The following is a 19,461-nucleotide window of genomic DNA, read 5'->3' as shown; positions in this document are numbered from 1 at the left end:
CGTTGCGCGTGTTAGCGCCCGGTACCTGCGTAGACGACGGCCGCTTCGCCGCCGCCGAGGTTGAACTTCTCGTGGATGGCGCGGGCAGCGTCTTCCATCTTCTCCTGCTCGATGACAGCGGTGATGCGGATCTCGGACGTGTTCATCATGCCGATGTTGATGCCGTTGTCGCGCAGAGCCTGCGTGAAGTCTGCGGTCACACCCGGGTGGGACTTCATGCCTGCGCCGACAAGGGTCACCTTGGCGATCTTGTCGTTGTAGGCGATGTCACCCCACCCCTCCTTCTTCGCCAGTTCGCGCAGCGCCTCGAGGCCGCGGGGGCCGTCGGCCTTCGGCAGGGTGAAGGTGATGTCAGTGATGTTGTCGCGCAGCGACGAGGTGTTCTGCAGCACCATGTCGATGTTGATCTCGGCATCCGCGAGCACGCGGAACAACTTGGCTGCCTCACCGGGGACATCCGGGATGCCCGAGACGGTGATCTTTGCTTCAGAGTCGTCGGTGGCGACGCCTGCCAAGACTGCTTCTTCCATGGGGATATCCTCCATCGCTCCGGTCACGAGGGTACCGGGATCGTTGCTGTAAGACGAGCGTACTCGCATAGGAACGTTGAATGCGCGGGCATACTCCACGCTGCGCAGAACGAGAATCTTCGAACCAGAGGCTGCCAGTTCGAGCATTTCCTCGAAGCAGAGCTCGTCCAGTTTCTTCGCGTCGGGGACGATGCGCGGATCAGCGCTGTAGACACCGTCGACATCCGAGTAGATTTCGCACACGCCGGCACCGAGGGCTGCAGCCAGCGCGACCGCAGTCGTGTCGGACCCGCCGCGCCCGAGCGTGGTCACGTCCTTGGAGTCGCGGTTGACGCCTTGGAAGCCGGCGACGATGGCAACCTTGCCGGCGTCGATAGCCTCCTTGACGCGGCCGGGGGTGACCTCGAGGATGCGGGCGTTGCCGTGGCGCTCGGTAGTGATCACACCCGCCTGGGAACCGGTAAAGGACCGCACGTCCACGCCGTGTGAGGCGACTGCCATAGCGACGAGCGAGTTAGAGATCCTCTCCCCCGCCGACAGCAACATGTCCATCTCGCGCGGCGGCGGAGTCGGGTTCACTTGCGCCGCAAGGTCAAGCAGCTCATCGGTGGTGTCCCCCATTGCGGAGCAGACCACAACGACATCGTTGCCCGCTTTACGCGTTTCGACGACACGCTTCGCCACCGCACGGATTCTCTCCGCGGTCTCCAGCGACGAGCCGCCATACTTCTGGACGATGAGTGCCACGGTGCGTTCTCCTTACTTGTTTTCTGTGCAGACCGGCCACGGCCTGCACATGCGGTGCCCACTTTACGTACGTCGTGGCGCGTTCGCGCTTTGTGATCGCATAGTTGTTCTTACTAGCGCTTAATCAGTGCTTAAGGAAGCCGCACGCCGTATTGGTGGAGAATATAAACCGGTAAACGGAATCGCGCCGTATTCCACTCACCGACGATCTGACTGATTTGGGTGTCACCGACGAGCGAAAACAGCATCAGCGAGTCCGTTCTATCCAGACCGCTGGCTGCCGCGAACCAGTCCCGCATCATCCGGGTCGACTCACTGACAGCGTCGTAGAGATCAATCTCCGAAGAAATGGCGTACACAGAATCGCCCGAAGCAAGGAACGGCAGCGGCAGCGGCCGGCCGGGGATGACCATGACGCGGATCTTCACTTCCGCGTCGATTTCTGCACCGCACACAGCGACTTCACCGTCACCCATGACTGCGTGCACGTCGCCAAGACTGAGGTTCCCACCCTCGACCTCGACGGGCAGGTAGAGGGTCGAACCAGCCACGATCTCTTTGGTGTCCATGTTTCCGCCGTGCTCACGCGATTCACTCGTGGGCACGGCACGCTTCGCCGGCGCGGTCCCGATGACACCGATCATCGGCCGAACGGGGATTGCGACCCGCTCGGAGAAGTAGACCTGACCGTTGCGCACAGGCAGAAGGCGTGTGCGTTCCTCGATGGTGCCGGGCAACGCCCCGACCTCAGGGTGGGTCATGATGGTGGCCTGGCCTCCCACCTCGATGCTCAGGATCTCCACCTTCAACGTGTCACCGGGGCGGGCGCCCCTGACCGCAATGGGGCCCGTTGCCGGGTTCACCAATTCCTCACCAATGGAGTCAAACAGTTGGGACTCGTCGGTGACGGTGTTAGAGAAGCAGTCCATCGTCTGCACCGCGACCTCGTCTCCGCTGCTGATTTCCAGCTGCGGTCTGTGCTTGCGCGACATCGACAGAACACAGTGGTGGGGCCGAATGGAATGCACGGATCAACCTCTTTTTCACAGCAATTGAGTGGTTGTCCATAGCTTAGTGAACTCCCCGCGTTGCAGATTGAAACCTGATGAGACGCATGGTTACAGCGGTTGTTACAGGGGTTTAGGCCCCCTACCTATTACCATGATCCGGGTGCACAACAACTTCCTCGCCGTGACTTTCGCGCTGCTGTCGGCGCTGACCATCGCGGCAGGAACAGTGTGGAGGCACCAGATAGTTCTCCGCCACCGCCGCCAAGTGGAGTCCGCGAGTACAGGCGCGGGTGCATCGAAAGTTTCCACGCTCGGCACGGTGAAGCGTCCTACGTGGTGGTTGTCGCTCATGTTGGCGTGGCTGGCCTACGGCTTCCAAGCGGTGGCGCTTGCCTACGGTTCCCTCCTGGTTGTGCAGCCGGTGCTAGTTCTCTCCTTATTAATGACGTTGCTGCTGGCCGCCCACGTAGAACGCCGCCCAATGGAAATCGACGAGACGTTCTGGGCAACGACGCTGACGGCGGCCGTCGGTGTGCTGGTCATTCTCGGCCGTCCTGTGCCCGGCACCCGCGAGGCTCCACCAGCGGAATGGCTCGTCGCGGTGGGGATCGGCGCAGTGATCATGGCGGTGGTGTTTGCCGTGGCCGTGGGCCACGACGCGTCGATAAGCACATTTGCGTTGGGGGCGGTGTGCGGCGCCATCTTCGGCTATCTCGCGGTGTTTTCAAAGAAGGCAGTGGACACCTTCGTTGCCGGCGGCGTGGAAGGCCTGCTGACGGCGTGGCCGCTCTACGCTCTGCTGGCGGCCGCAGTGCTGGGCACGATTGTGCAGCAGTACGCGTTCAGCGCCGGCAACCTGGCGCAGTCGCTGCCTGCAATGAAGATCTTCGAGCCGCTGCTCGCATACGCGTTGGGGTTAACGCTGCTCGGAGAGACCTTCGACGTATCCACGCCGCTTGGGTGGGCGTTGATGGCGCTGGCGGTTCTGGTGATGTTCGCAGCAACGTTCATGCTCTCCCGGAAATCGGTGTGAGCCCGCAGACGCGTGGTAGGGTGTGAGCCATGTCATTGGCAACCGCGCGTGTGCAGGCGCTCCCACGTCAGGGAACTGCCCTACTTCTACGCCGCGGCGGGTTCTAGGCCACATTCATTCACGGCCGGCGCCCCGTCGCGGAGTTCGCCATGCCGGCCGTACCCTGACGACTTAACTCTCACACAAGGACGTTCGCCATGACCCCCTCTGACTCCCAGATCAGCGCACCTTCCGAAATCCGCAAGCCGAACGGCCCCCGCAACGAAGGCCAGCCCGCCTGGAACATGCAGCGCGGCTCCCAGATGCCGGCCGACCGTTACCTGAGCTTCGCCCAGGAAGTCGAAGACATCACCCTGCCGGACCGCACCTGGCCGGACAAGAAGATCACGGTCGCACCGCAGTGGTGCGCGGTCGACCTCCGCGACGGCAACCAAGCCCTGATCGATCCGATGAGCCCCGAGCGCAAGCGTCGCATGTTCAAGCTGCTGGTGGAGATGGGCTACAAAGAAATCGAGGTCGGCTTCCCGTCCGCCTCCCAGACCGACTTCAACTTCGTGCGCGAGATCATCGAAGAAGGCATGATCCCGGAGGATGTGACCATCCAGGTTCTCGTTCAGGCGCGCGAGCACCTCATCCGCCGCACCTTCGAGGCCTGCGCAGGCGCGCCACGCGTGATCGTCCACTTCTACAACTCCACCTCCAAGCTGCAGCGCGAGGTGGTGTTCCGCAAAGACCGCCCGGCGATTAAGAAGCTGGCTACCGACGCAGCTGAGCTGATCAAGACCATTGCTAAGGATTACCCGGACACCCAGTGGCGCTGGGAGTACTCCCCGGAGTCCTTCACCGGTACCGAGCTGGACTTCGCTGTGGAGGTCTGCGACGCCGTGGTGGACATCATGGAGGCCACCCCGGAGAACCCGATGATCATCAACCTGCCCGCGACAGTGGAGATGATCACTCCGAACGTCTACGCAGACTCCATCGAGTGGATGCACCGCAATTTTGCCAAGCGCGACTCCATCATCATGTCGCTGCACCCGCACAATGACCGCGGCGAAGGTGTCGCAGCGGCAGAGCTGGGCTACATGGCCGGTGCGGACCGCATCGAAGGCTGCCTGTTCGGCAACGGCGAGCGCACCGGCAACGTCGACCTGATCACGCTGGGGTTGAACATGCTCACCCAGGGCGTAGACCCGCAGATCGACTTTTCCGACATCGCCGGCATCCGCGAAACTGTGGAGTACTGCAACCAGCTGCGTGTCCCGGAGCGCCACCCCTACGGCGGCGACCTGGTCTTCACCGCGTTTTCCGGCTCCCACCAAGACGCCATCAACAAGGGGCTGGACGCCCTGGCGCAGAAGGTGCGCCCCGGCGCCTCCTCCACCGAGGTGGCCTGGGAGGACCTGCGCGAAACCGTGTGGGAGGTGCCCTACCTGCCGATCGACCCGAAGGACGTGGGCCGCAACTACGAGGCCGTCATCCGCGTCAACTCCCAGTCCGGCAAGGGCGGTGTCGCCTACATCATGAAGACCGACCACGGCATCGACATGCCCAAGGAGATGCAGGCGGAGTTCTCCTCCGTCGTCCAGGCGATCACCGACTCCGAGGGCGGTGAGGTCAATTCCAAGAACATGTGGGACGTCTTCGCTGGCGAATACCTCGATGTGGACACGCCGCTCGAGCTGGTCAGCTTGCATGTGGACGCCGCTGAGTCCGACGACGATGAAGCCACCGTGACCGCCGGCGCTGTCTACAACGGCGAGACAAAAGAGATCACCGGCTCCGGCAACGGCCCGATCGCGGCCTTTGCCAGCGCACTGCGCTCCCTGGGCCTTGAATACGAGGTGCGCGACTACCGCCAACAGGCCCGCACCGCCGGCGGCGACGCCGACGCAGCTTGCTTCATCTACAGCGACGTCGACGGATCAGAGGCCTGGGGCGTGGGCATCGCCGGCTCCACCACCCGCGCATCCATCAAGGCAATGGTCTCTGCTGTCAACCGTGGTTTGAAGGTGCAGCAACCTCTGGGCCAGTAGAGGTCAGTAGTCCGCCGCTCCCGCCTGTTGGCTTGGACCCTTGTGGTCGTACTACTCTAGGGGCACGACTAGGCACCGTTCCACAGAGTAACCAGGGGAGGCGATGAGCTTGACCAAGCCAGACGGCGACGGTTTTGCCAAAGATCGCTCTGACCTGTCCCCGCAAACTCAGAGCGTATGGCTGCCCGCTGGCACACCGCGCGTGATCACGCTGGAGCCTGCCGCCGCGGAATGTGTCGGCGTCAGCAGTGACGGCGCCCGCGTGGCCGTGGAGATCGCCTTCGACGCCGCGGGCGATGTTGTCGCGCGTATCGACGGTGAAGTGCTCGGCGAATTCGACAGTGCTGCAAGCGCTGAGCTGAGCCCGTCTCTACGCATGATGGAGAGCCGCGGTCTGATCGCTCTGGCCCACGGCGTGTACTCCACCGCGGACGGCACCCCAACGGTGACCGTGTACGCGGACGCTCTCGGCGGCGGGCCCGTAACTGCGGTTGCCCCGGTGAACGCAGAAAATGACCTGCCCGAAGATGAAGACGGAGACGACGGTGCCGGTGCCGGTGCCGCCGTTGCTGCCGGCACTGCAACAGCTGCTGGTGCCAGCGCCGCGAACACGTACTTCGCGGCCGACGCCGAGGCGGAGGCAGCCGCTCTGGCCGCAGACCAGGAAGGCGATGCACCCCGGTCGAGTAGCCGGGTGCGGTTGCTCCCGGAGCGCATGGGCACCAACACCACCGCTGTCGTGGCGCTCGCGCTGGCCTTGGGCATAGTGGGCACCATTAGCTACTACGCCGGCATGGGCCAGCAGGGCCAAGAGATGAACGCCTTCATGGGGTCCGACAACACAACGGCATCCACTGGGCCGAGCCTGCCCACACGGGCATCCTCCGAGAAACCAGCACCGCCTGAATCCTCCAAACCCGAGGAGCCCTCCGAGGACCCGGACAAGGATCCCGCGACGGACGAGGGAGCTAACGTGCCCCCGGCTCCGCAGCCGGGCTCTCCTGCCCCGGTTCCGCAATCGCCGTCCGGCAACGATTACAACAACCAGTACGTCGCGCCGCCGCCCGCTCCTGCGCCGCCGCCTGCTCCTGCCCCTGCCCCTGCGCCCGCACCGCCTCCTCCACCGGCCCCCGCGCCTCCGCCGCCCAATCGGCCCTTGACGCCTGAGGAGCGCGGCGGCAAGCCCATTTTTGAGATTTCATGGTAGAAGGCACCCCTGAGGCCGAGGTGATCCCGCCGGCCGAGCAGTTCCCGTATGTCGCGCTCTACGTGCAAGCGACGAATATCCACCCGAGCACCGGGCGTTTGGTCACCCTCGATGCGGTGGCGTTCGACGACTCTGGGGTGGTCGGTGAGGAATTCCACCGCATCTTCAACGTCGGCGGTGACCCGGGCCCCATGCACATGCACGGGGTGGAGCCGAACTTGTTCGAGCGCGCCGCGAAATTCTCCCGCCACCTTAAGGCGCTGGACAAATTCCTCGATGCGCGCACACTTGTGGTTCATGATGCCCCTATGACGTGGGGGTTCATCGTGTCCGAAGCCCGCCGCGCGATGAACGCCGCAGCCCGCGCGAACCGTTCCCGCAACCGCAGGCAAGGCCGCCGCAGGCAGCGGGTGGGGCATGTGCCGGCGCCGGAAGGCATCGTCGATACGCTCGCGACAGCACGCAAGCAGGGCGTGACGCTTATCGACGTCCGACTCGAATCCGTCGCCTCCGCCTCCGGCATCGATGCACCCGCGCCGGACGCGAGCCCGCAGCGCGCCGCGCGGCCGGAGGAGGAAACCTCCCGCGAACGCACACTCGTGCTGGTCAGCCTGTTCTTGAAGCAGTTGGAGAACGGTGAGGTCGTCTCGCGGACCCCTGATGAGCTCGCCCCGGACCGCTTCGGCCTGCAACGCTCGCGCATCCGCGTCGAGGCAGAGAAGAAACAGCCGAAGCAGGGCAACCCCGGCCAGTTCACCGACAAGTCCGGCCTGCGCCCCGGTATGGAGGTCGTGGTCACGGACGACATTCAGGCCGACCACGACGAGGTGGTGCAGAAGATCCTGGACCTGGACCTGAACTACTCGGAGAAGCTGTCCCGGGAGACATCGCTCGTGGTCAGCAACATCACCGGCCCGCCGGAGCAGCTGCGCGGTAAGGCGATGCACGCGCAACGGAAGAACATCCCGCTCGTGACGGACACGGAATTCCTCGCGGCCGCCGCCGAGGCGCTGCGCTAAAGTTTCTACCCATGAGTTCAAGCACGAGCCGGAGCACCACCGGCGGCAGGAGCGCCTTTGCCCGCCTGCGTTCGCGGGCCGCAGTGTCCGCCGCAAAACTAGCCACCACTGCCTCGAGGGCGACCGGCCGCGGGGCCGGCGGCATGATCGGCGGCCTTGTCGCCGGTATGATCGACCCGAATATCCTCGAGGGGCTCGCGGGCCGGCCGACCATCCTAGTCACCGGTACCAACGGCAAGTCCACTACGACTGGCATGCTCGCGGCAGCGCTGCGCACGAAGTACACCGTGGCCACCAATGACGGCGGCGACAACATGGACGCGGGCATCATCTCCGCCCTGCTTGCCGACGGTGAAGCCTCCCACGTCGTCCTCGAAGTCGACGAGTTGCATGTGCCCGCGATCGCCGACCGGCTCAAGCCGGAAGCCCTCGTGCTGCTCAACCTGTCGCGGGACCAGCTCGACAGGGTCGGGGAGATCAATGCGATTGAACGGGCGTTGCGTGGGTGCGTCGAAAAGCATCCGGAGATGACCGTGATCGCGAACTGCGACGATGTCCTGATGACCTCGGTGGCTCTTGACGCACCGAATGTCGTGTGGGTTTCCGCTGGCGCAGGCTGGCTCGGTGATTCTGTGTCCAACCCCCGCGGGGCCGGCCACATCGTGCGCGATGAGGACGACTGGTACGCCACCACAGGCGACTTCCGCCGCCCCTCCCCCGACTGGGCCGTTACCGACGAAGGCCTGACCGGACCCGACGGGACCTACCCGCTAGAGCTCACCCTGCCAGGGCGCGCGAACCGCGGCAACGCCGCCCAGGCTGTGGCCGCCGCTGTCGAGGCCTTCGGGGTCGACGTGGACGCCGCTATCGCCGCCACAGAGAGCATCGACGACGTCGCCGGCCGCTACACCACCATCACCGTCGGCGACCACCACGCGCGCCTGCTGCTGGCCAAGAACCCCGCGGGCTGGCAGGAGGCTCTGTCCATGGTCGACCGCGATGCTGACGGCCTGGTCATCGCTGTCAACGGCCAACAAGGCGACGGTGAGGACTTGTCCTGGCTGTGGGACGTGAAGTTCGAGGACTTCGAAGGCATGTCCGTCAAAGCCGCCGGCGAGCGCGGCACCGATCTGGCCGTCCGTCTGCTCTACGCCGGCATCGACCACGAGCTCATCCACGACCCGGTCAAGGCGATTCAGGCCTGCCCGCCAGGCCGCGTGGAGGTCCTGGCCAACTACACCGCGCTGCTCAACCTGAAGAACGCGCTGACGAAGGAGTCCGCCCGTGGATAACATCCGCATTGGCCTTGTCCTGCCTGACGTCCTAGGCACCTACGGCGACGACGGCAACGCGCTCGTCCTGCGCGGCCGCGCCCGCATGCGCAGCATGACTGCCGACATTGTGCCGATCAAGCTCGGCGAGCCGGTTCCCGACGACCTGTCCTGCTACACCATCGGCGGCGGCGAGGACGCAGCCCAGGTTCTCGCCGCGGAGCACCTGCGCACCGACGGCGGCCTCACCCGCGCCGCAGCTGCAGGCCGCCCCATCTTCGCCGTGTGCGCAGGGTTGCAAGTACTCGGCGTCTCCTTCTACGCGCAAGGCTCCGCCGTCGACGGCCTGTCGCTTATCGACGCCACAACCACCCCCCTTCCCACCCGCTCCATCGGCGAAGTTTCGTCGGCCCCGACCAAAGCCGGCATCACGCGCGAGCTGACCCAGCCGCTGACCGGGTTTGAGAACCACCTCGGAGGCACCGTCTTGGGCCCCGACGCCGAGCCGTTGGGCACCGTCCGGACCGGCAACGGCAACGGCGGCAGTGCTGGCAGTGCCCGCGTCGAAGGGGTTGTCCAAGGCAGCGTGATCGCCACCTACATGCACGGTCCGGCGCTGGCCCGCAACCCCGAATTGGCGGACCTTATCCTCGCCCAGGCGCTAGACATGCCCTTGTCCGACCTCGAGCCCCTCGAGCTTCCCGAGGTCGACCGCCTGCGCCTCGAGCGCCTGAAAGGCTAACCTCCCCCTTCCGCCTTTCCGCGCTGGAATACTACTGGCCCTTTTCCGGAATACTGCTCACACAGACACGCAGGTCAAAAGGGTGCGATCTGTCTTATATTCTCCAGCAGTATTCCAGGCGAGCGTGCTGCCGGGGCAAGGAGCCGTTGGCGGCTACAAAGTGAGGCGGCCGGACAACGCACGGGAGAGGGTGAGTTCGTCCACGAACTCCAAATCCCCGCCGAGCGGCATGCCCGATGCCAACCGCGACACAGTCAGCTCCGGGAAGTCTTTGAGCAGCCGGGCCAAGTAGGACGCTGTGGCCTCACCCTCTGTATCGGGGTCGGTGGCCAAGATGACCTCGTGAATCTCGGGGATGCTATCTGCGTCATCCGGATCGCGGTCCGGCAACACCCCGCCGATACGTTGCAATAGCGACGAGATGGACAGGTCCTTCGGCCCGACATTTGCCAGCGGGTCCAGTGCCCCGCCGAGCACGTGGTAACGGCCCGTGTACTCCCCTGTGCGCTCGATGACCTGGATGTCCTTTGCGTCCTCGACAACGCAGATCAGTCCCGCGTCGCGCCCCGAGTCCGCACAGACTCGGCAGACTTCCTCGCGCGAGACGTTGCTGCAGATCCGGCAGAAGGTCACCCCGTCACGGACTGCCCCCAACGCCGCGCGGAGCCGGTCAATGTCCTCCGGATCGGTCTTGAGCAGGTGGAACGCAATCCGTTGCGCCGACTTCGGTCCGACACCGGGCAGGCGGGAAAATTCATCGATCAGATCTTGCAGCGGGCCTTCAAACACCGTTGCAATACTAGTCACTCACCCACCGGCCGGTTGCCACCGAGGACCCCGAAGGCCGCCAACACCACCCCGAAACGCAAACAGGGCCCCGAAAGGCCCTGTTTGATAGTGCCGACCTGTGTCGGCCGTCGGCAACTAGCCGCCGAACATCTGGGTGAAGTCGTTACCCTCACCCGCGCCCGGCTGGGTCAGCGGGCCAAGCTTCTCTTGGGCGAGTTGGCCAGCCTTGGTGTGCGCATCGCGGTATGCGGCGAGGATCAGGTCCTGGAGGGTCTCCACATCTTCGGGATCAACAGCCTCCGGGTCGATCTTCAGGTCGGTGATGTCTGCACCACCGGTCATCGTGATGGTCACCAGGCCACCACCAGCGGTGCCCTGCACGTTAGTCGCGAGGATTTCCTCCTGCGCGCGCTGCATCTGCGCCTGAACCTCAGCCGCCTGGCGGATGAGTTCCTGCATATCGGGCATACCGGGCTGATCGGGCTGAGTCATGATTGTTGGCCTTTCCTTTGATTTCGTTTCCCACCAGTGTAGCGAGAAGCGCCAAGGGGCTTACAGGGGACGGGCGCCGAGCTCGTCGGCAAGCAACTCCATCGCCATTTCCGTCGGGTTGCGGCGATCGAGCTCTCCAGCCTCCTGGGACTGATCGACCATGTCGCGCTCTTCGTCCTCGCGCGAGTAGGCAGCGGGTTCCTCATCGGGCGCGTCGGGGAAATCATCGGCAGGCTCGGGCGGCAACGGGGTGCCATCGCTGAAGCCCTGGGAGTCGCGGTTACGGGATCGACCACCTACCGCGGCCGCCGCGGCTGCCGCTGCGGCCGCCGCCCCGGTGAGTTCTTGGGTGGGTGCACTCTGGGCCGGGCCCTCTTGAGTTGCCGCGTACTCCGTTGCAAGTGCCGACGTCTCCTCTGAGCCGTCCGGCACCGCATCCGGTTCGTCCGTCCCGGCGTCGGGCTGGCTCTCGTCGTCTTCCACAGGCGCGGGAGCGGGTTCCGGAGTCACCGACGGGTTGTCCTGCGCGGCAGAACCGTCAGCCGTATCTGTCGGATTCTCTGCGCGGACTTCGTCGGGGTTCTTCTCCTGCTCCTGTCTCGCCTCTGGCTGAGGCACCGCTGGCTGGCTCGGCGTTGGATTTGGTGGCGGGGTCGGGTTCCACTCGTTGCGTTTCGGCGGGGGTTGGGGCTCAAAGCCCGCGGCTTTTGGGTCCGTACCCACCACACAGCGCACGGCAACCTCAGTGCCCAGTTTCTCGGCGAACGCAGCAACGATGTCGACGTTGTTGTGCTCGGAATTGATGGCGTTGGCCAAAGCGCCGGTGTTGTGGCCGACAATGAGGGTGCCGTTTTCCATGCCCAGCGGCTTGGCCTCGGTCAACATGATCTCCGCGACCTTATTGCGCTCGCCTACGAACTGGCGCAGCGTGATCCATTCGCGGTGAATGCGGCCGATCAGGTCATCGCTGGCGCCAGCGTCACTACCGTCCGACGTTGCCTCTGAAACCGGTTCCGTCGGCTCCGGTTCGGCACGCTCTCGCGGTTCAGCATGCTCCTGAGGCTCGGGCCGGGAAGGCTCGCGCTCCGGTTGCCCCGGTTCCGGATGAGCGGGCTGAGCGGGCTGCTCCGGCTCCGGCTGAGCGGGCTGCGCAGTCTGTTCCTGCGGCTCCGGCGCCGATGGCTGGGCAGGTTCGGACGGGGCTGGCTGTGCCGGACGCGACTGTTGGCTCTGCTGGGGTTGTGCAGGCTGCGCTTTGGGCGCTTCCCGCGGCGCCGGCGTGGATTGCGACACTACGTCGGCTGTGGCCTGCACCGCGGCAGCGGCCGCAAGCGCGGCGGCGGCACCGCGCGGCTGGTCGCCCATGCCGACAGCTTCAGCGGAGGCGTCGCGAATCTCCTCCAGACCTGTAATGGCAGCTGGGGCCTGGGTGCCGGTAGACACGCCGAGCAGGTGCGCCATCATGATTTCCAGCAACAGGCGCGGGGAGGTGGCGCCGCGCAGCATCCCGAGTCGCTCGTTGACCTCTGTGGCCAGGTGCGCCAGCTGGGTGCCGGTGAAAGAGTCCGCTTCGGCGGCGAGGATCTGGGCGCGGTCCGTCGGTGCGTCGACAAGCCCCTGGTCGAAGGCGTCAGGCACTTCGCGCAGGATCATCAGGTCGCGCAAGCGATCGAGCAGGTCGATGGCGAAGCGGCGAGGTTCGTGGCCGGCTTCAATGACGTCATCCACCGTTTGGAAAAGTGCTGAGGGGTTGCGGTCGGCGAGGGCGTCCACAGTCGCGTCGATAAGCGAAAGATCCGTGACCCCCAGCAACGGCAACGCGAGATCGTAGGTCAACCCCTCGGGGCCTGCGCCTGCGAGCAGCTGATCCAGAATGGACAGCGTGTCACGCGGGGAACCGCCGCCGGCACGGATGACCAGCGGATACACGTCGTCGGAGACAGTCACGCCCTCGGCCGCGACTGTGCGCTCGAGCAGCGAGCGCATCGCGTTCGGCGTGAGCAGGCGGAATGGGTAGTGGTGGGTGCGCGAACGGATCGTGCCGATGATGTTCTCCGGCTCCGTCGTGGCGAAGATGAACACGAGGTGCTCCGGCGGCTCCTCCACCACCTTGAGCAGGGCGTTCGCGCCTTCGCGGGTAATCATGTGCGCCTCATCGACGATGAAGACGCGGTAGCGCGACTCCGCCGGCGCGAACATGGCGCTCTCACGCAACGCGCGCATGTCCTCCACCCCGCGGTGCGATGCGGCGTCAAGCTCTGTCACATCGAGGTTGCCCGGCCCACCCGGCGCGAGCGACACGCACGAGGCGCACACTCCGCACGGTGTCGACGTCGGCCCTTCGACGCAGTTCAGCGACCGCGCCAAAATGCGTGCCGACGACGTCTTGCCAGTACCCCTCGGCCCCGAGAACAAATAAGCGTGGTTGATCCGCCCGTTGTCCAGCGCGGTCGACAGCGGGCGGGTCACCTGGTCCTGCCCGATCATCTCGGCGAACGAGCCCGGGCGGTACTTCCTGTAGAGAGCCACGGAACTAACCCTACTATTCGCCCCGGACACTGTCGCCGACCTCAGTCTTTAGTCGTTCAGCCGGCCTGTCTCACCAAGGACCCTCGCACGCAGCGGCCCGGTTGCTGCTACCGCCGCGACGCAACCGATGAACGCCAGCAGAATCAATGCGGCGAACAGAGCGAGACGCTTGCCGACGTCGGCGTAGACCACCACCACGATCGACCCCAAGAGAGCACCCATGCAGAACCCCATTACCATCGCCAGGAGCATGGGCACGCCGACTTCACGCACGGCGGTGCGGGTGTGAAAGCTCGTCGGTGCACCGATGAAGTAGAGCGCCTGGGTCAGCTGCTTCTGCTCGACAACCGCCAGCGACTGGGTGAGCAGGGTCGAGGCGGCCAGCAACACGGCACCGAAGACTGCCGTGATCGCCAGGCCTGTACCGATGTCCGTCGTCATCATCAAAGCAACCGGGTCTCCCTCAAGTTCCGGAACTGCGGAGATAAAGCTTCCGGAGCCGGCGATCATCGACACGAAGAACAACGCTGCCACACGTTTCCACGTGGTGCGCACCCCGCGGCCGACCCTCCTAGTGGCCACGTAGGTGGCGCCACCTGGGATCCCGTAGCTCAGGCGCGAGATGAGTTGAATGATGCCGACCGCAATGAGCCCGTTGATCACCAGCATGGAGCCGACGATCATGAGCATCATGGCGAATTCCAGCGCGTCCGCACCGGGTGTGATGGTGAGGTTGGAGAGCACACGGTACAGCGCGATGGCCGCAATCACCGACAGGATGAGGAGAACGACGCTCTGGCCCTTGGGCGGGACTTTCCGGGCCACGCCCAGCGGAGTGATGGCCACCCGGCGCAGTGCCAGCCAGACAGACCCGGCGGCGAGAACCAGCACCAGCAACCACACGGCAGGAACGAGCCACCAGGTGACCATTTCCCACGTGCCGATCTGTTTGTCCTGAAAGGACAACAGTGACCACGCAGGCACAGTGGCCAGGTAGAGGGCCGTGCCCAGAACCAAACCGATGGCCGCCTGGCGCAACGCATCGAGAGTCATCATGCCGCGCACCTGGCCGGCGGTCGCGCCGATGAGACGCAGCGCGGCCAATTGCTCTTCCCGCCCGCCGAGATTCGTGCGCGCGGCCTGGGTGAGCAACCCGAGCAACGTCGGCAGCAAGAGAAGGCCTGCGAACAGGGCGAGGAAGACATAACTTAAAGAGAACGGCGTGCCAAACTCCTCGGAGCCTGCGGTGAGCTCCGGGTGGGGGTTGCGGTGGCGCTCAAAGAACATCCACGTCCCGCCGGCGAGCGTGCACAGCATCCACGTGGATAGGGTGAACGCCACCAGAGACAATATTCCCACCCAGCGCTCACCGGTGTTGCGCTGCGAGCGGCTGTCGCGTGACTGGGACCGTGCAGCTGTCATCAACGTCATTGCGCTCATGCTGCAGCCTCCGAGTGAATCAAACCGTCACGGATTTCAATCCGCCGGTCGCACCACGCGGCGATATTCGGGTCGTGGGTGACCAGCACCAGCGTCACGCCGGCCTTCCGGGTGATCGCGGTGATCTGCTGCATGACCTCATGGCCGGTTGCCTGGTCGAGGGCTGCAGTCGGCTCGTCGGCGAACACGACCATCGGCGGACCGCCGAAAGCCCGGGCGATGGCCACGCGCTGCGCTTGGCCGCCGGAGAGCTGGCCGGGAAAACGGTCCACGAATTCACCCATGCCCAAGCGGCCGAGAATGTCAGCAGCAGCGGCGTGCGCTTCCTTCTGGGATGTGCCGCGCAGAATCTGCGGCAGCGCCACATTCTCCTTCGCGGTCAGTTCGGGAAGCAGTTGTCCGTCCTGAAAGATGAAGCCGAAGTGGTCGAGGCGGAGTTCGGAACGTGCGGCGTCGTTAAGCGCTGCGATATTGCGCCCGTTGAAAAGGATCTCGCCGGAATCCGGCACAAGCACCCCGGACATGCAGTGCAGCAAGGTGGACTTGCCAGAGCCGGACGGTCCCATGATAGCCACCGACTGGCCGGCCTCGACGGTGAGGCTGATCCCCTCTAAGACCCGTTGCTGAGTGAATGATTTCGTGATGTCGCGTAGTTCAAGCATGCTTTCCATTCCACCTTCGGCTCTGCGCACAGACCATGGTGCGGACTCCCGAATAAGGGTAGTGCCAGCACTACCCCGCTACTGTGTGACACATGTGGCGCAAACAGAACCACGAAACGGCCTCCGCCGCGGCGATCCACCAACTCACGGTGTCACGGCGCAGAATCGCGGAGGCGTACGAAATCGAGCGGCTGCGCATCGAACGCGACCTGCACGACGGGGCGCAGCAGTACTTCGTCGCTGCCGCCATGAAGCTCGGGGAGGCACGGCTTGAGCTGGACTCGCCGCTGCTTGACGACGCCGCACGCGACCTCACCGAAGGCCTGCAAGCACTGCGGCGCACTGTCCACGGAATTCACCCCCGCGAACTGACCGACCGCGGTCTGGTCGCGGCGATCGAAACGGCGGCTGCCCAATACGGCCCGCACGTCACTGTGCGCGCCCCGCATGCCCTTCCGCGTATCGACGCCTCCGTCCTCGCCGCCGCCTACTTCTTCACCGCCGAAGCACTGACCAACGCGGCGAAGTACGCGCCCGGCGCGCCCGTGGACGTGCTGATCACCAGCGACCACACACTCAACGCCGTTGTCACCGATGGTGGTGACGGCGGTGCCCATTTCCGCCCTGGCGGCGGGCTGGACGGGATGCGGGAGCGGATTGCCGCCTTCGGCGGATCCCTCGAGCTCAATTCCCCGCCCGGTGGCCCCAGCACCGTCATCGCCCGCATCCCCCTGCTCCTCTTCCGCGGTGAAAGCGGGGTGGCGCAATGCGGATCGTGATCGCGGATGACTCTGCGCTGCTGCGCGAAGGTGTCGCCGGGCTGCTCACCCGGCGCGGGCACGAGGTGGTCGGGCAGGTCAGCGATGCGCCGTCGCTGGCAGGGGTCGTGGATGAGCAGCGCCCTGACCTCGTGATCACAGACGTGCGGATGCCGCCGGACATGCGTGACGACGGCCTGCGCGCCGCCCTCAACCTCCGCGAAACCTTCGGAGCCGTCAACGTGCTGGTGCTGTCTCAGTACGTCGCCGCGACGTACGCGCGCGAACTCTTCGCCGGCGGTGGCGGCGGCACCGGCTACCTGCTCAAAGACCGTGTGGCCGAGGTCAAGGACTTCGTTGCCGCCTGTGAGACTGTCGCCGCAGGAGGAGTCGTGATCGACCCGGACGTCGCCGGCGCGCTCATGGCCGCGAGCTCGCGGTGGCTGACTACCCTCACCCCACGGGAGCGTGAAGTTCTCGAGCTCATGGCGGAAGGCCTGTCCAACGCGGAGATCGCCGGCAAGCTCTACCTCTCCGGTGCTGCGGTGGCGAAGCATGTTTCGTCGATCTTCGCCAAGCTGGGCTTGCACCCCGACACGGAGAACCGGCGCGTGCGCGCGATCTTGATGTACCTGTCCGAACGCGGCGTGAGCTAGTGGTGGGCTAGACGTGAGCTAGTCGCGACCCCAGTCTGCAAGATCGGTCCGTCGGCGGCGCAAACGGCGCTCGAGCACCTCGAGGCCCTGCTCGGCGGCGATTTCGTACTCATCGTCGGTGAGCAGCACCAGTTCCAGCAACAGGGTCATCTGCCCCGGTTCCGTGAAAGTCGGCGTCCCCTGGTCAAACAGCTGGGGTTCGCGCAGGAGGCCGTGGTGGACGGTGAGGTCGGGATCGTCGATAAGCTGCGGCAACAGTTCCCCAGGCTGTGCGGGAATCGCGGCATCCCGCAGCGTGTTCCACGTCCCCGCGAGCGCCATCGCGCGCTGCTCTGCGCTTCCTCCCCCGCACACCAGCTCGCACCGCACGGACGTGACCCCGTCGGAGTCGAGGGTCAGGCCCGTGTCCTCCGCGCTGAAACCCACCGTGGCGGCCAGCGGCATTGTCTGTGCTACCGCGATCGGGAATCCGGCGAGTTCGCGCACCTCAATCGGGCCGACAACATTCGTCAGCCACTCAATCGTCTCTTCAGGTGCCACTAGCGCTCGAGCTTCTCCAAAGCGGCGAGCAGGACGCAGGTGGCCACGCCGTCCATGGCGGTGCGGACCTCATCCAGCGGAGGCAACGACGGCGCCAGGCGGATGTGGCGGTCATTGTCGTCCTTGCCGTGCGGGAAAGCGGAACCCGCCTTGGTCAAAGCGATGCCGGCTTCCTTGGCCAGCTCCCAGACGCGGGTGGCGGTGCCGTCGACGACGTCGAGGGAGATGAAGTAACCGCCCTCCGGCTCCGTCCAGCGCGCCACGTTGTACTCGCCGAGGCGGTTCTGGAGGATCTCCAGCACGGCCTCGAACTTCGGGGCCAGCGACTGCGCGTGCTTGCGCATCACGTCGCGCACGCCATCGGCATCGCCGAAGAACTTCGCGTGGGCCAGCTGGTTGATCTTGTTCGGGCCGATTCCACGAATCCCCGCGATAGAGGCGTACCAGTCCAGGTTCTCTGTCGAAGACGCGAAGAACGCGACACCGGCACCGGCGTGGGTGATCTTGGAGGTCGAGCTCATCACCCAGAAACGGTTCGGGTTGCCGGCTTCCGCGGCGATGGACAGCACGTCGATGATCGGCGGGAACTCATCTTTGAACGTGTGCACGGCGTACGCGTTGTCCCACACGATGCGGAAGTCCGGCGCGGCTGTCTCCATCGTGGCGAGCTTGCGTGCAACCTCCTCCGAGACAGTCGCCCCCGTCGGGTTGGAGTACATCGGCACGACCCACACACCCTTCACGGCAGGGTCTTTAGCCAGCTCAGCGATGGCGTCCGCGTCCGGGCCATCCTCCAGCATCGGCACGTTGACCATCTCGAAGCCGAACTTTTCCGTGATGGCGAAGTGGCGGTCATAGCCGGGCACCGGGCAGATCCACTTCACTGTCTCCTCTTCACGCCACGGACGCTCCGAGTCATTGTTGCCGAAGGTGTAGGACCAAGAAATCAGGTCGAACATGATGTTCAGCGACGACGAATCACCAGCGTACAGGTTCTCCGGGTTGACCCCGATGAGCTCGCCCCAGATCTCGCGGATGTCCGCAATCCCCTTCAGGTTGCCGTAGTTGCGCACGTCCGTGCCCGAGGAGTCCGTGTAGTTCTCGCGCCCCGGCAGCTCCAGCAGTTCGTTGGAAAAGTCGAGCTGCTCCGACGACGGCTTACCGCGGGTCAAGTCCAAGTTCAGGTTGCGCGCTTTGAGCGCCTCGTACTCGCCGCGCACCTGCTGCGCGAGCTCGTCGCGGGCTGCCTGATCAAGATCCAGAAGGGACATTGGCGATCACGTCCTTTGCGTTCGGCTAAACGGGAAATGGGTAAGTTTAATTTGCCACGTCCAGCGTACCCGCGATCAGCGGACGGACACCGCCCCCGAGCGTGTACGCGCAAAATAAAGGGACCTCACGCACCTGCCAGAGCTCGCTGACCCTTGCTGCGTTCCCGCCCTGGGGGAGTTCACAAGATAAGCACCGCGTGAGATCCTGCGCACCAGCTTATCGTCTCGGGCAAGGCGATTCAAAAAGCACGCCTACCTGCGCCCAACCCGGTTCCGCCCGGGGATTTTGTGCACCGCCCCAGATCGGTTAAAGTGGTTGCTCGACGCTGTTCACCGCCTTGCGGTGAGCAGAGCAACGTCGCTGGAGGATTCGACTAGCGGCCTATGTCACACGCCTGGAACGCGTGCGGGTTTCACGACCCTCGTGGGTTCAAATCCCACATCCTCCGCCATTGTCATCAGTCGCGACATTGTTGACAGATGAGTCGCGACATGGTGGACAAACCGGCGTCTTGGTGTTTATTTTTTCCAAGGTGCCGGTTGTGGTTTTCAGGTCAGTGGGGGTTGGCCTTTTCGCCAGTATGGTTTTTGGTAGTTGCGGGATGTGTCGATGTAGTGCTCGGTGATGGGTTCGCCGGTTTCTTTTAGTGAGGTCGTGATGTGGTTGTCGGTGATGATCATCAGGACTTCTTCGCCGCTGTGGGCTCGGCCGATTCCTAGGCTGTAGAG

Annotated in this window: 17 protein-coding genes, 1 tRNA gene, 1 other RNA gene and 1 pseudogene; 9 read left to right on the top strand and 11 right to left on the bottom strand. The window is 64.8% G+C overall.

Features of this window, described 5'->3' with window-relative positions; genetic code table 11:
- Window positions 1-11: 11 nt before the first annotated feature.
- Complete coding sequence (locus KBX17_RS00100; RefSeq protein WP_256017993.1) at window positions 12-1,277, bottom strand: aspartate kinase; 1,266 nt, start codon at window positions 1,275-1,277, stop codon at window positions 12-14.
- Window positions 1,278-1,408: 131 nt separating this feature from the next.
- The gene (locus KBX17_RS00095) at window positions 1,409-2,305 is read right to left on the bottom strand and encodes an acetamidase/formamidase family protein (protein ID WP_256017991.1); all 897 of its coding nucleotides are present in this window, start codon (window positions 2,303-2,305) and stop codon (window positions 1,409-1,411) included.
- Window positions 2,306-2,438: 133 nt separating this feature from the next.
- Between KBX17_RS00095 and KBX17_RS00090 the strand changes: the two genes are divergently transcribed.
- The 6 genes from KBX17_RS00090 (at window position 2,439) to KBX17_RS00065 (ending at window position 9,595) form a co-directional block, all read left to right on the top strand.
- Window positions 2,439-3,320 carry a DMT family transporter gene (locus tag KBX17_RS00090; protein ID WP_256017989.1) on the top strand — a complete coding sequence of 294 codons (882 nt, stop codon included), beginning with the start codon at window positions 2,439-2,441 and terminating at the stop codon, window positions 3,318-3,320.
- 197 nt (window positions 3,321-3,517) lie between these two features.
- Window positions 3,518-5,356 carry a 2-isopropylmalate synthase gene (leuA, locus tag KBX17_RS00085; protein WP_005287270.1) on the top strand — a complete coding sequence of 613 codons (1,839 nt, stop codon included), beginning with the start codon at window positions 3,518-3,520 and terminating at the stop codon, window positions 5,354-5,356.
- A 103-nt stretch (window positions 5,357-5,459) separates the two neighbouring features.
- Complete coding sequence (locus KBX17_RS00080; protein WP_005287274.1) at window positions 5,460-6,563, top strand: hypothetical protein; 1,104 nt, start codon at window positions 5,460-5,462, stop codon at window positions 6,561-6,563.
- Window positions 6,557-7,582, top strand: a complete 1,026-nt coding sequence (locus tag KBX17_RS00075) for a DNA polymerase III subunit epsilon (RefSeq protein WP_255995904.1) — start codon at window positions 6,557-6,559, stop codon at window positions 7,580-7,582. The genes KBX17_RS00080 and KBX17_RS00075 overlap by 7 nt, the downstream gene beginning before the upstream one ends.
- 11 nt (window positions 7,583-7,593) lie before the next feature.
- Window positions 7,594-8,874 (top strand): MurT ligase domain-containing protein, encoded by a 1,281-nt coding sequence (locus tag KBX17_RS00070; RefSeq protein WP_256017988.1) that lies wholly within the window; start codon window positions 7,594-7,596, stop codon window positions 8,872-8,874.
- Window positions 8,867-9,595, top strand: coding sequence for a glutamine amidotransferase (locus KBX17_RS00065; RefSeq protein WP_256017986.1), 729 nt, complete (start codon window positions 8,867-8,869; stop codon window positions 9,593-9,595). Before KBX17_RS00070 ends, KBX17_RS00065 begins: the two co-directional genes overlap by 8 nt.
- Before the next feature lie 153 nt (window positions 9,596-9,748).
- Here the strand turns inward: KBX17_RS00065 and recR are convergent, their stop codons facing one another.
- From recR to KBX17_RS00040, 5 genes are all read right to left on the bottom strand, one after another.
- The gene (gene recR, locus KBX17_RS00060; RefSeq protein ID WP_005287289.1) at window positions 9,749-10,384 is read right to left on the bottom strand and encodes a recombination mediator RecR; all 636 of its coding nucleotides are present in this window, start codon (window positions 10,382-10,384) and stop codon (window positions 9,749-9,751) included.
- Window positions 10,385-10,519: 135 nt separating this feature from the next.
- The gene (locus tag KBX17_RS00055; protein ID WP_005287292.1) at window positions 10,520-10,876 is read right to left on the bottom strand and encodes a YbaB/EbfC family nucleoid-associated protein; all 357 of its coding nucleotides are present in this window, start codon (window positions 10,874-10,876) and stop codon (window positions 10,520-10,522) included.
- A 60-nt stretch (window positions 10,877-10,936) separates the two neighbouring features.
- Window positions 10,937-13,405, bottom strand: a complete 2,469-nt coding sequence (locus KBX17_RS00050) for a DNA polymerase III subunit gamma and tau (protein WP_256017984.1) — start codon at window positions 13,403-13,405, stop codon at window positions 10,937-10,939.
- A 48-nt stretch (window positions 13,406-13,453) separates the two neighbouring features.
- Entirely contained in the window at window positions 13,454-14,836 is a 1,383-nt protein-coding gene (locus tag KBX17_RS00045) for an FtsX-like permease family protein (protein WP_256017982.1), read from the bottom strand.
- A 5-nt stretch (window positions 14,837-14,841) separates the two neighbouring features.
- On the bottom strand, window positions 14,842-15,516 hold the full coding sequence (locus KBX17_RS00040) for an ABC transporter ATP-binding protein (protein ID WP_256017980.1): 675 nt from the start codon (window positions 15,514-15,516) through the stop codon (window positions 14,842-14,844).
- A gap of 83 nt (window positions 15,517-15,599) precedes the next feature.
- Between KBX17_RS00040 and KBX17_RS00035 the strand changes: the two genes are divergently transcribed.
- Entirely contained in the window at window positions 15,600-16,286 is a 687-nt protein-coding gene (locus KBX17_RS00035; protein ID WP_256017978.1) for a sensor histidine kinase, read from the top strand.
- Entirely contained in the window at window positions 16,274-16,921 is a 648-nt protein-coding gene (locus KBX17_RS00030) for a response regulator transcription factor (RefSeq protein WP_256017976.1), read from the top strand. Before KBX17_RS00035 ends, KBX17_RS00030 begins: the two co-directional genes overlap by 13 nt.
- A gap of 18 nt (window positions 16,922-16,939) precedes the next feature.
- On the opposite strand, the gene KBX17_RS00025 is transcribed toward KBX17_RS00030, so the two are convergent.
- The 3 genes from KBX17_RS00025 to ffs all read right to left on the bottom strand — a co-directional run bounded on the left by KBX17_RS00025 (window position 16,940) and on the right by ffs (window position 18,942).
- Window positions 16,940-17,461 (bottom strand): suppressor of fused domain protein, encoded by a 522-nt coding sequence (locus KBX17_RS00025; protein WP_256017974.1) that lies wholly within the window; start codon window positions 17,459-17,461, stop codon window positions 16,940-16,942.
- A complete protein-coding gene (locus KBX17_RS00020) occupies window positions 17,461-18,732 on the bottom strand; it encodes an aminotransferase class I/II-fold pyridoxal phosphate-dependent enzyme (protein ID WP_256017972.1) in 1,272 nt (423 codons plus the stop codon). The genes KBX17_RS00025 and KBX17_RS00020 overlap by 1 nt, the downstream gene beginning before the upstream one ends.
- A 113-nt stretch (window positions 18,733-18,845) precedes the next feature.
- Window positions 18,846-18,942: signal recognition particle sRNA small type (gene ffs, locus KBX17_RS00015), an RNA gene on the bottom strand.
- A gap of 153 nt (window positions 18,943-19,095) precedes the next feature.
- Here ffs and KBX17_RS00010 point away from each other — a divergent pair.
- Window positions 19,096-19,184: transfer RNA gene (locus KBX17_RS00010), tRNA-Ser, on the top strand.
- Between the two features lie 97 nt (window positions 19,185-19,281).
- Here KBX17_RS00010 and KBX17_RS00005 read toward each other — a convergent pair.
- Window positions 19,282-19,461 (bottom strand): annotated as a pseudogene (locus tag KBX17_RS00005) (IS481 family transposase); the annotation flags it as partial.

The sequence above is a fragment of the Corynebacterium sp. CCUG 65737 genome, assembly GCF_024454115.1.
GTDB lineage: Bacteria > Actinomycetota > Actinomycetes > Mycobacteriales > Mycobacteriaceae > Corynebacterium > Corynebacterium genitalium.
The sequence above is the reverse complement of the archived record's forward strand: the minus strand, read 5'-3'. Positions and strand labels throughout refer to the sequence as shown.

Bases quoted from the DNA above. Each gene is read 5' to 3' on its own strand.
- KBX17_RS00090 (WP_256017989.1), top strand. From the start codon at position 2,439: ATGATCCGGGTGCACAACAACTTCCTCGCCGTGACTTTCGCGCTGCTG.
- leuA (WP_005287270.1), top strand. From the start codon at position 3,518: ATGACCCCCTCTGACTCCCAGATCAGCGCACCTTCCGAAATCCGCAAG.
- KBX17_RS00080 (WP_005287274.1), top strand. From the start codon at position 5,460: ATGAGCTTGACCAAGCCAGACGGCGACGGTTTTGCCAAAGATCGCTCT.
- KBX17_RS00075 (WP_255995904.1), top strand. From the start codon at position 6,557: ATGGTAGAAGGCACCCCTGAGGCCGAGGTGATCCCGCCGGCCGAGCAG.
- KBX17_RS00070 (WP_256017988.1), top strand. From the start codon at position 7,594: ATGAGTTCAAGCACGAGCCGGAGCACCACCGGCGGCAGGAGCGCCTTT.
- KBX17_RS00055 (WP_005287292.1), bottom strand. From the start codon at position 10,876: ATGACTCAGCCCGATCAGCCCGGTATGCCCGATATGCAGGAACTCATC.
- KBX17_RS00045 (WP_256017982.1), bottom strand. From the start codon at position 14,836: ATGACGTTGATGACAGCTGCACGGTCCCAGTCACGCGACAGCCGCTCG.
- KBX17_RS00040 (WP_256017980.1), bottom strand. From the start codon at position 15,516: ATGGAAAGCATGCTTGAACTACGCGACATCACGAAATCATTCACTCAG.
- KBX17_RS00035 (WP_256017978.1), top strand. From the start codon at position 15,600: ATGTGGCGCAAACAGAACCACGAAACGGCCTCCGCCGCGGCGATCCAC.
- KBX17_RS00030 (WP_256017976.1), top strand. From the start codon at position 16,274: ATGCGGATCGTGATCGCGGATGACTCTGCGCTGCTGCGCGAAGGTGTC.
- KBX17_RS00020 (WP_256017972.1), bottom strand. From the start codon at position 18,732: ATGTCCCTTCTGGATCTTGATCAGGCAGCCCGCGACGAGCTCGCGCAG.